At 59.2% G+C, this 10,013-nt stretch carries 10 protein-coding genes; 8 read left to right on the top strand and 2 right to left on the bottom strand.

What is annotated here, in order from left to right; genetic code table 11:
* The 4 genes from ACIOZM_RS30480 to ACIOZM_RS30465 all read left to right on the top strand — a co-directional run.
* Positions 1 to 1,209 (top strand): glycosyltransferase family 2 protein (locus ACIOZM_RS30480; protein ID WP_401221120.1); only part of this gene is annotated, 1,209 nt, incomplete at its 5' end.
* Between the two features lie 237 nt (positions 1,210 to 1,446).
* On the top strand, positions 1,447 to 2,598 hold the full coding sequence (gene dapE, locus ACIOZM_RS30475; RefSeq protein WP_401221117.1) for a succinyl-diaminopimelate desuccinylase: 1,152 nt from the start codon (positions 1,447 to 1,449) through the stop codon (positions 2,596 to 2,598).
* Entirely contained in the window at positions 2,598 to 3,410 is an 813-nt protein-coding gene (locus tag ACIOZM_RS30470) for a putative RNA methyltransferase (protein WP_401221115.1), read from the top strand. Before dapE ends, ACIOZM_RS30470 begins: the two co-directional genes overlap by 1 nt.
* Before the next feature lie 75 nt (positions 3,411 to 3,485).
* Positions 3,486 to 3,863 carry a hypothetical protein gene (locus tag ACIOZM_RS30465; protein ID WP_016985110.1) on the top strand — a complete coding sequence of 126 codons (378 nt, stop codon included), beginning with the start codon at positions 3,486 to 3,488 and terminating at the stop codon, positions 3,861 to 3,863.
* Between the two features lie 132 nt (positions 3,864 to 3,995).
* Here ACIOZM_RS30465 and ACIOZM_RS30460 read toward each other — a convergent pair whose 3' ends face one another.
* The gene (locus ACIOZM_RS30460; RefSeq protein ID WP_401221112.1) at positions 3,996 to 4,205 is read right to left on the bottom strand and encodes a cold-shock protein; all 210 of its coding nucleotides are present in this window, start codon (positions 4,203 to 4,205) and stop codon (positions 3,996 to 3,998) included.
* 236 nt (positions 4,206 to 4,441) lie between these two features.
* On the opposite strand from ACIOZM_RS30460, the gene plsB reads away from it, so the two are divergent.
* From plsB to ACIOZM_RS30440, 4 genes are all read left to right on the top strand, one after another.
* On the top strand, positions 4,442 to 6,940 hold the full coding sequence (plsB, locus tag ACIOZM_RS30455) for a glycerol-3-phosphate 1-O-acyltransferase PlsB (protein ID WP_401221109.1): 2,499 nt from the start codon (positions 4,442 to 4,444) through the stop codon (positions 6,938 to 6,940).
* A 97-nt stretch (positions 6,941 to 7,037) separates the two neighbouring features.
* Positions 7,038 to 7,724, top strand: coding sequence for a hypothetical protein (locus ACIOZM_RS30450; protein WP_401221106.1), 687 nt, complete (start codon positions 7,038 to 7,040; stop codon positions 7,722 to 7,724).
* Between the two features lie 50 nt (positions 7,725 to 7,774).
* Complete coding sequence (locus ACIOZM_RS30445; protein WP_401221103.1) at positions 7,775 to 8,173, top strand: YbaY family lipoprotein; 399 nt, start codon at positions 7,775 to 7,777, stop codon at positions 8,171 to 8,173.
* Positions 8,174 to 8,194: 21 nt separating this feature from the next.
* The gene (locus ACIOZM_RS30440; protein ID WP_401221100.1) at positions 8,195 to 8,884 is read left to right on the top strand and encodes a DUF4197 domain-containing protein; all 690 of its coding nucleotides are present in this window, start codon (positions 8,195 to 8,197) and stop codon (positions 8,882 to 8,884) included.
* Between the two features lie 62 nt (positions 8,885 to 8,946).
* Here the strand turns inward: ACIOZM_RS30440 and ACIOZM_RS30435 are convergent, their stop codons facing one another.
* Positions 8,947 to 9,330 (bottom strand): DUF6124 family protein, encoded by a 384-nt coding sequence (locus ACIOZM_RS30435; protein WP_401221098.1) that lies wholly within the window; start codon positions 9,328 to 9,330, stop codon positions 8,947 to 8,949.
* Between the last annotated feature and the right edge of the window lie 683 nt (positions 9,331 to 10,013).

The following is a 10,013-nucleotide window of genomic DNA, read 5'->3' as shown; positions in this document are numbered from 1 at the left end:
AAAGACCCGGCGGTCTGGGAACCGGTGCGCGACTACTGCGAAACCCTCGGCCCGCGCTTCAAGTTCTTCCACGTCTCGCCCCTGGCCGGTTTCAAGGGCGGCGCGCTGAACTACCTGATCCCGCACACCGCCAAGGACGCCGAAGTGATCGCAGTCATCGACTCCGATTACTGCGTACACCCGAACTGGCTCAAGCACATGGTGCCGCACTTCGCCGATCCGAAAATCGCCGTGGTGCAATCGCCGCAGGATTACCGCGACCAGAACGAAAGCACCTTCAAGAAGCTCTGCTACGCCGAGTACAAAGGTTTCTTCCACATCGGCATGGTCACCCGTAACGACCGCGACGCGATCATTCAGCACGGCACCATGACCATGACCCGCCGTTCGGTTCTGGAAGAACTGGGCTGGGCTGACTGGTGCATCTGTGAAGACGCCGAACTCGGTCTGCGCGTGTTTGAAAAAGGCCTGTCGGCGGCGTATTACCACGACAGTTACGGCAAGGGCCTGATGCCGGACACCTTCATCGACTTCAAAAAGCAACGTTTCCGTTGGGCTTATGGCGCGATCCAGATCATCAAGCGTCACACCGGCAGCCTGCTACGCGGCAAGGACACTGAGCTGACTCGCGGCCAGCGTTACCACTTCCTCGCGGGCTGGCTGCCGTGGGTCGCGGACGGCATGAACATCTTCTTCACCGTCGGCGCACTCCTGTGGTCAGCAGCGATGATCATCGTGCCGCAACGGGTCGATCCGCCACTGCTGATCTTCGCAATCCCGCCGCTGGCGCTGTTCGTGTTCAAGGTCGGCAAGATCATCTTCCTGTATCGCCGCGCAGTCGGCGTGAACCTGAAGGATGCATTCTGCGCGGCACTGGCCGGCCTGGCGTTGTCGCACACCATCGCCAAAGCGGTGCTGTACGGCTTCTTCACCAGCAGCATTCCGTTCTTCCGCACCCCGAAAAACGCTGATAACCACGGCTTCTGGGTGGCGATTTCCGAGGCGCGGGAAGAGCTGTTCATCATGCTGCTGTTGTGGGGCGCGGCGCTGGGGATCTTCCTGGTGCAGGGCTTGCCGAGCAACGACATGCGCTTCTGGGTGACCATGCTGCTGGTGCAGTCGCTGCCTTACCTGGCGGCGCTGATCATGGCGTTCCTGTCGTCGCTGCCAAAACCTGCGCCGACGCCGGAACCGGCACCGGCGGTCTAAATCCTCACCGATGCACTAAACGGCGGCCAATGGCCGCCGTTTTGCTTTAAGATAACCGCCATTTTGCAGGGCTTGGAGTGATTCGGTTCATTGACCGAACCCAATTCCTGTAGGAGTGAGCCTGCTCGCGATAGCGGTGTAACAATCGACGTTTACGTTGACTGAGACACCTCTATCGCAAGCAGGCTCACTCCTACAGTTAGTCCGTGCCCAAATTCATGATCTTCGGAGTTCTCCATGACGGCCCACGCCGACCTTTCGCCGACCCTCCAACTCGCCATCGACCTGATCCGCCGTCCGTCCGTGACGCCGGTCGACGCCGATTGCCAGAAGCAGATGATGCAGCGCCTGGGCGATGCCGGTTTCACCCTGGAGCCAATGCGCATCGAAGATGTGGATAACTTCTGGGCTACTCACGGTGAGCAGGACGGCCCGGTGCTGTGCTTCGCCGGTCACACCGACGTGGTGCCAACCGGTCCGGTTACCGCATGGCAGATCGACCCGTTCAACGCGATCATCGACGAACACGGCATGCTCTGCGGCCGTGGCGCGGCGGACATGAAAGGCAGCCTCGCAGCGATGACCGTGGCCGCCGAGCGCTTTGTCGCCGACTACCCGAATCACAAGGGCAAGGTCGCGTTCCTGATCACCAGTGACGAAGAAGGCCCGGCGCACCACGGCACCAAAGCTGTGGTCGAGCGTCTTGCCGCGCGTAAAGAGCGTCTGGACTGGTGCATCGTCGGCGAACCGTCGAGCACCACGCTGGTGGGTGATGTGGTCAAAAATGGTCGTCGCGGCTCGCTCGGCGCCAAGCTCACCGTCAAAGGTATTCAGGGCCACGTCGCCTATCCGCATCTGGCGAAGAACCCGATCCACCTCGCTGCTGCGCCGCTGGCCGAACTGGCCGCCGAGCACTGGGATCATGGCAACGACTTCTTCCCGCCGACCAGTTTCCAGATTTCCAACCTCAACTCCGGCACCGGCGCGACCAACGTGATTCCGGGCGATCTGGTGGCGGTGTTCAACTTCCGTTTCTCCACCGAATCGACCGTCGAAGGCCTGCAAAAGCGTGTGGCTGACATCCTCGACAAGCACGATCTCGACTGGCACATCGACTGGGCGCTGTCCGGTCTGCCGTTCCTCACCGAGCCGGGCGCACTGCTCGACGCGGTATCGGCGAGCATCAAGGACATCACCGGTCGCCAGACCAAAGCGTCGACCAGCGGCGGCACTTCCGATGGTCGCTTCATCGCGACCATGGGCACGCAAGTGGTTGAACTGGGTCCGGTCAACGCGACCATTCACCAGGTCAACGAGCGTGTACTGGCAGCCGATCTCGACGTGCTGACCGAGATTTACTACCAGACCCTGATCAAGTTGCTCGCCTGATGCTTGCTTGCCCGATTTGCAGTGAACCGCTGAGCGCGGTGGATAACGGCGTGGCCTGCCCTGCCGGCCACCGTTTCGACCGTGCGCGGCAGGGTTATCTGAACCTGCTGCCGGTGCAACACAAGAACAGCCGCGACCCTGGCGACAATCAGGCGATGGTCGAAGCGCGCCGAGACTTCCTCAACGCCGGGCATTACGCCCCGGTGGCGAAACGTCTGGCCGAGCTGGCAGCCAGTTATGCACCGGCACGCTGGGTCGACATCGGTTGTGGCGAGGGTTACTACACCGCGCAAATCGCCGAGGCCTTGCCGGACGCCGATGGCTACGCGCTGGATATCTCCCGCGAAGCCGTCAAGCGCGCCTGCAAACGCAATCCGGCACTGACATGGTTGATCGCCAGCATGGCCCGGGTGCCGTTGGCGTCGGGTAGCTGCCAGTTTCTCGCCAGTGTTTTCAGTCCATTGGACTGGGAAGAAGCCAAGCGTTTGCTGAGTGTCGGCGGCGGGCTGATGAAAGTCGGGCCGACCAGCGGCCATCTGATGGAGCTGCGTGAAAGCCTGTACGACGAAGTGCGCGAGTACACCGACGACAAGCATCTGGCCCTGGTGCCGCAAGGCATGGCGCTGGCGCACAGCGAAACCCTGGAGTTCAAGCTGACGCTGGACAAACCCGAGGATCGCGCCAATCTGCTGGCCATGACGCCGCATGGCTGGCGTGCCAGCGCCGAACGTCGCGCGGCGGTGATCGAACAGGCTGAGCCGTTCGTGACCACCGTGTCGATGCGCTACGATTATTTCGTTCTTCAATCTTAATTTTTGGTCTTGAGCAACGGCTTGAGACCGGCTAAATCCGCGAATGGATTTTTCAGACCCGCAGTGAGGACATCCATGCGCCAACCGGACATCGAGATTTACCTGAAAGACGCCGACGTCGACCACAAAGCCATTTCGGCATGGCTCGGCGCCGCGCTCGGCCCTTGCAGCGACTGGGTACAGAAAGGCCAGACCTACAAGTGCAAGGCCGGCAACGTGCCAGTGACCTGGCTGCCGAAAGCCGTGGGCAAGTGGAACAGCCTGTACCTGGAAAGCGACCAGACCCCATGGGACGACGACATCGCCTGTGCCCGCGCAGCCTTTGCCGCGCTGAACGTCGAAGTACGTTGCGCACCGGGAACGTGGGTCGAGGAAGAAGGTGAAGAGACAGCGGATCGCTGGATGCGTATCAGCGAAGACGGTGAAGAAGAAATCACCTGGAAAACTGCGTAAAGCTATACAAAACCTGTGGGAGCGGGCTTGCCCGCGATGACGGCAGATCAGTCACATCGATGCTGGATGTGCCGCCGCCTTCGCGGGCAAGCCCGCTCCCACAGTGTTTATGAGTGATCCACAGGCCTGTGTTTACAGGCCTACAACGTCTTCAGCCTGCAAACCCTTCTCGCCCGTCACCAACGCATACTCGACCTGCTGGCCTTCGTTCAACGAACGATGACCTTCACCGCGAATCGCACGGTAATGCACGAACACGTCCACCCCGTCGTCGCGCTGAATGAAGCCGTAGCCCTTGGCGTCGTTGAACCACTTCACATTGCCGGTTTCACGTGTTGCCATCTGTTCATACTCCCTTTTTATTATTGAACGGGCTTTTCGCAGGAAAGCCTCAGGAACGCCAGACTGCGCCCGACATCCATTAGAGCGTCGCGGCGACAGACCGCCGAGTATATGACAGGCGCCAAAACTCTCAACAGGAGTTTACTTCGCCGCTTTTTTGCCGATTTTCGCCCAATACGGCACACTATCGCCCACCCGAGCAAACGCTCGGTTTTATTCACTCACGCAGAAGCCGTATGACCCGTTCCCCGTTCCGCCGTCTTGTGTTTGGCACCTTGCGCCGACTGTTGTACCTCTGGGTTCGCTCGGAGACGATCAACCAGTCGTCGTTCACCCTCAACCTCGACCGCAGTCGTCCGGTGTTCTACGTCCTGCAAAACCCTTCGCTGACTGACCTCGCGGTGCTCGATACCGAGTGCACCAAGGCCGGACTGCCACGTCCGGTGCTGCCGGTGTCGGTGGGTTCGCTGATCGAACCGGCGGCGTTTTTCTATCTGACGCCGGAGCCGGACTGGCTCGGCCGTCAGGACAAACGCGGTGCGCCGCCGGCTCTGACCCGACTGGTCAGCGCGCTGAGCCAGAACGCCGCCGAAGACGCGCAGATCATTCCGGTCAGCGTGTTCTGGGGCCAGTCGCCGGACAGCGAAAACAGCCCGTGGAAACTGCTGTTCGCCGACAGCTGGGCGGTCACCGGGCGCTTGCGTCGTCTGCTGAGCATCATGATTCTCGGGCGCAAGACCCGCGTGCAGTTCTCGGCGCCGATCCATCTGCGCGAACTGATCGACCACAACAAGGGCCACGAACGCACCGTGCGCATGGCCCAGCGCATCCTGCGCGTACACTTTCGCAACCTGAAGGCTGCGGTGATCGGCCCGGACATTTCTCACCGGCGCAATCTGGTCAAAGGCCTGCTCAATCAGCCGCTGGTCAAACAAGCGATCCTCGACGAAGCCGAGCGCGAAAACATCTCCCCGGAAAAAGCCAAGGCCCAGGCCCTGCGCTACGGCAACGAGATCGCCTCGGACTACACCTACACCGCCATCCGCTTCCTCGAAGTGGTGCTGAGCTGGTTCTGGAACAAGATCTACGACGGGATCAAGGTCAACCACATCGAAGGCGTGCAGAAGGTCGCTCAGGGTCACGAAGTGATCTACGTACCGTGCCATCGCAGCCACATCGACTACCTGCTGCTCTCGTACTTGCTGTTCCGCAACGGCCTGACCCCGCCGCACATCGCCGCCGGGATCAACCTCAACATGCCGGTAATCGGCAGCCTGCTGCGTCGTGGCGGTGCGTTCTTCATGCGTCGCACATTCAAGGGCAATCCGCTGTACACCTCGGTGTTCAACGAATACCTGCACACGCTGTTCACCAAAGGTTTCCCGGTCGAATACTTCGTCGAGGGCGGCCGCTCGCGTACCGGACGCATGCTGCAACCAAAAACCGGCATGCTCGCCATCACCCTGCGCAGCTTCCTGCGTTCGTCGCGGATGCCGATCGTGTTCGTGCCGGTGTACATCGGTTACGAGCGTGTACTGGAAGGTCGTACCTATCTGGGCGAACTGCGCGGCGCGAGCAAGAAGAAAGAATCGATCTTCGACATCTTCAAAGTCATCGGCGCGCTCAAGCAGCGCTTCGGCCAAGTGGCGGTGAACTTCGGCGAGCCGATCAAACTGGCGGAATTCCTCGATAAAGAACAACCGGACTGGCGCCAGCAGGAACTCGGCCCGCAGTACAAACCGGCATGGCTCAACGAAACCACCAATCGCCTCGGCGAAAAAGTCGCGCAGCATCTGAACGAAGCGGCGGCGATCAACCCGGTCAATCTGGTGGCGCTGGCATTGCTCTCGACGACGCGACTGGCACTCGATGATCGAGCCATGGCGCGGGTGCTGGATCTGTATCTGGCGCTGTTGCGCAAAGTCCCGTACTCGCCGCACACCACCCTGCCGGAAGGTGATGGCCGGGCATTGATCGAGCATGTGAAGGACATGGACCTGCTGTCCGAGCAGAACGATGCGCTGGGTAAAATCCTCTATCTGGACGAGCAAAACGCCGTCCTGATGACCTACTACCGCAACAACGTGCTGCACATCTTCGCCCTGCCGGCGCTGCTGGCGAGCTTCTTCCAGAGCGCCTCGCGCATGAGCCGCGAACAGATCCTGCGCTACACCCGCGCACTGTATCCGTACCTGCAAGCGGAACTGTTCATTCGCTGGACGCTGGACGAACTCGATGATGTGGTCGATCAGTGGCTGGAAGCGTTCGTCGAGCAAGGCCTGCTGCGTTTCGAGAAGGACGTGTATCTGCGTCCGGCACCGAGCTCGCGTCACTTTGTGTTGCTGACTCTGCTGTCGAAGAGCATTGCGCAGACCTTGCAGCGCTTCTACATGACTGTTTCCCTGCTGCTCAACAGCGGCCAGAACAGCATCAGCGCCGAAGAACTGGAAGACCTGTGCACGGTCATGGCCCAGCGCCTGTCGATCCTGCATGGCCTGAACGCGCCGGAGTTCTTCGACAAGAGCCTGTTCCGCCACTTCATCCAGACCCTGCTCGACCTCGACGTGCTGCGTCGCGACGAGTCCGGCAAGCTGAGCTACCACGAACTGCTCGGCGAACTGGCCGAAGGCGCGGCCAAGCGTGTGTTGCCGGCAGAGATTCGTTTGTCGATCCGTCAGGTGGCGTTGCATCGCAGTGAAGATGCGGCGGAAACGGCGATTGCACCTGAAGTCTGAAACTTTCTGATAACTAACGGGGACGCACTTGGGTATCCCCGTTAGTTGATCCATGAATTAATAGGCTCATTCAAAAAATCGCGATAAGGATATCGAGATGAGCCTGTTAACCGAACAAACTCCCACAGTAATCCTGGACTTCCGTCTACCACCCGAATTCCGCGCACCTTTGGATGGCGACAATGAAACCATTGTCAGCGTCAAAGTGTTCAACTCCCAATCTCCGATTAACATCAAGGACTGGCACCGCGCCTCGATCTTCGACGCCGGCTGGAAGTTTGACTTTCCTCATCACTACAGCGATGTGGGTGTCAGGTATCAAGTCAACGTGCAGATCCTTCACAACCAACTGCCCTTGCTGATCGAGCAGGACTATTTCGTCATCGTCAACAGCACTCCCCATCGTCAGGTTGTGCACCTGAGCCCGATTGGTTTTCTGTATATCGAAACTCAAGAACCCGATCCTGTTCTGCCAGAAGAAGCAGTCACTATCATCCTGCATGAAGCAGAAGCTGCCGAAGTTGAACTGGTGCGTATCAAACATGACGAACAGTCAGCCGCCGCGTTCTATCTTAAATATGATCCTGACAGCGTCATACCCGGTAAACGCTATGCACTGACCGGCATTGAAAATCGCTACCACCAACGACTGCTGATTACACCGGAACTGGTCGAACTTTCTCCCGCGTCGCCCAATACAACTTCGCGGTCATTTCGAGCGCTGATGCGTTGGCTGGAAAACCCCTTACGTTTGTTCACTGACTCTGCGGCGAAAATCCGCTAGATTTCCTTTAGCGTCGGGATTCTTCCGGCGCCAAAGTCTCAGAGGCCCCGATGAAAAAACTTACCCTTCTCGCCGCTGCCACACTGTTGAGCGCCTGCCAATCAACTACACCCGCCGGCAAGGCCAGCCTCGACGGCGAAGTGTTCTACCTGCAACGTATCGCCTTGCCGCCAAGCGCAACGCTGAGCGTGAGCCTGCAAGACGTGTCGCTGGCCGACGCACCGGCCCAGGTACTCGACGTGCAGAAAGGTCCGGTTCAAGGACAGGTGCCATTGCCGTTCCACTTGAGCTACGATCCGGCGCAGATCAAACCTGGCCATCGCTACTCGGTCAGCGCGCGTATCGAAGTCAACGGTGAGTTGATGTTCATCACCACCGAAAACCACGCCGTACAACTCGACGGCAACGATCCGCAGCCGCTGAAAATCCGCGTCGACGCCATTCGCTAATTGTCTGTCAAGGAAGCTGCCATGCTCCGCCCTACCCTTCGCTTCGCCGGCCTGTGCGCGGGCTTGATGATCTCCGCCAACGCACTGGCGCTGTCGCTCAGCGACCTCTCGCAAAACGACGCCACCGGCGGCCTCAAGGACGCCCTGACCCAAGGCGCACAACTGGCTGTCAAACAACTCGGCACCCCGGGTGGTTTCAGCAACAACCCAGAGGTAAAAATCGAACTGCCGGGCAAACTCGGCAAAGTCGCCGGCAAGATGAAAGCCTTCGGCATGGGCGCGCAGGTCGATGAACTCGAAACCGCGATGAACAAGGCAGCGGAAAGCGCCGTGACCCAGGCCCAACCGATCCTCGTCGACGCCGTGAAGAAAATGAGCGTCGCCGACGCGAAAGGCATCCTCAGCGGCGGCAAGGATTCGGCCACCCAATACCTGGACAAATCCAGCCGCGAACAGATCCGCACCAAGTTCCTGCCAATCGTCAAACAGGCCACCGACAAGGTAGGCGTGGCGCAGAAATACAACGCCTTCGCCGGCCAAGCCGCGACGCTCGGTGTAGTCGACGCGAAGAGCGCCAACATCGAAAGCTACGTCACTGAGCAAGCGCTGAATGGCTTGTTCGAGATGATCGGCAAACAGGAAGAAACCATCCGCCAGAACCCGGCCGCTGCGGCGACCAGTCTGGCGAAGAAGGTGTTTGGTACGCTGTAACGCTTCCCGCAATACAAAAAGCCCGCTGAACCTGTGAAGGTCAGCGGGCTTTTTCATATGCGTCAGCTTTGCGGGTCAACCTTATCCAGCACGCGGTTCACCGATAGTTCGGCCAGGGAAATCAACTGCTGGATACCGAGCAATTGATTACAGGTTGGACCGCTCAAGGTGAAAGCCAACTCGGTGGCCATGATATTGGCCGAGGCCAGCGTTTCACAGGCATGGGCCAACAGGGTTTCAGCGTTGACCTCGGGGAGCACGGTAAAAATCGTGCTTGGGATGCCAGGCGATTCCGGTTTTTTCGCGGGAGGTGCCAGGTAATGATCGAGTGCGCGCAGGGCGGCATCGTGGAGCTTTCTGGAATCGAGAAAGGCGTAGGGAGAAACCGGGTCGGTGGGCCTTTCGACGGTCTCGGATTCCGGGGGATTCGGGGTGTGCTTGAACATGGTGAAACTCCTGAAGTAGTGAAGCTGCCACTGTTCGCTGCGAAACGAATTGAGGGTGGCAGCTGTACGCAGGTTCGCAGACCGGGACTTCAGGCACCCGGCATACCCGAAGGTATCCCGCGCACAACCGCCATAACACAGACACAAAAAAGCGCCCGTTTTCGGATGGTGGACGCTATGCGCCCGAAGTTTAACCGGGCTGCGAAACCCGGTCGCTGCTTTTTACAGCGACAGACCTAGGCTAGAGATCCAGCGTCCGACGGACAACCTGAAAAACATGTGGGAAGGTTCTCGATTTCATCAACACACTTACACACCCGCAAGATACAAACCCAACCTGTAGGAGCTCACGAGTGAAACGAGGCAGCGATCTTTTGATCTTGCTTCAATAAAGGCAAAGTCAAAAGATCGCAGCCTCCGGCAGCTCCTACAGGGATTGTGGGCATCCGGGCGAGATTGGTCGGCTGTCAGGCCGCCATCGCTGGCAAGCCAGCTCCCACAGGATTCGCGTACAGCCACCACGCTCTTCACCACTCTCAGGATGAGCGTTAGCTCGGCTGAGCTCTTGATCTTGATCCACAAGGCCCTTTCACGCCCTGAGCCTCTCAGTCAACTCGTGGCTACCGCCACTGGTGCTTCTGTCAATGTTGATCCGCGTTGCAATAAGGACTGCAAGTAAACTT

Origin of the sequence: Pseudomonas sp. NPDC087346, assembly GCF_044744235.1 — a bacterium.
GTDB lineage: Bacteria > Pseudomonadota > Gammaproteobacteria > Pseudomonadales > Pseudomonadaceae > Aquipseudomonas.
The sequence above is the reverse complement of the archived record's forward strand: the minus strand, read 5'-3'. Positions and strand labels throughout refer to the sequence as shown.

Bases quoted from the DNA above. Each gene is read 5' to 3' on its own strand.
- dapE (WP_401221117.1), top strand. From the start codon at position 1,447: ATGACGGCCCACGCCGACCTTTCGCCGACCCTCCAACTCGCCATCGAC.
- ACIOZM_RS30470 (WP_401221115.1), top strand. From the start codon at position 2,598: ATGCTTGCTTGCCCGATTTGCAGTGAACCGCTGAGCGCGGTGGATAAC.
- ACIOZM_RS30465 (WP_016985110.1), top strand. From the start codon at position 3,486: ATGCGCCAACCGGACATCGAGATTTACCTGAAAGACGCCGACGTCGAC.
- ACIOZM_RS30460 (WP_401221112.1), bottom strand. From the start codon at position 4,205: ATGGCAACACGTGAAACCGGCAATGTGAAGTGGTTCAACGACGCCAAG.
- plsB (WP_401221109.1), top strand. From the start codon at position 4,442: ATGACCCGTTCCCCGTTCCGCCGTCTTGTGTTTGGCACCTTGCGCCGA.
- ACIOZM_RS30450 (WP_401221106.1), top strand. From the start codon at position 7,038: ATGAGCCTGTTAACCGAACAAACTCCCACAGTAATCCTGGACTTCCGT.
- ACIOZM_RS30445 (WP_401221103.1), top strand. From the start codon at position 7,775: ATGAAAAAACTTACCCTTCTCGCCGCTGCCACACTGTTGAGCGCCTGC.
- ACIOZM_RS30440 (WP_401221100.1), top strand. From the start codon at position 8,195: ATGCTCCGCCCTACCCTTCGCTTCGCCGGCCTGTGCGCGGGCTTGATG.
- ACIOZM_RS30435 (WP_401221098.1), bottom strand. From the start codon at position 9,330: ATGTTCAAGCACACCCCGAATCCCCCGGAATCCGAGACCGTCGAAAGG.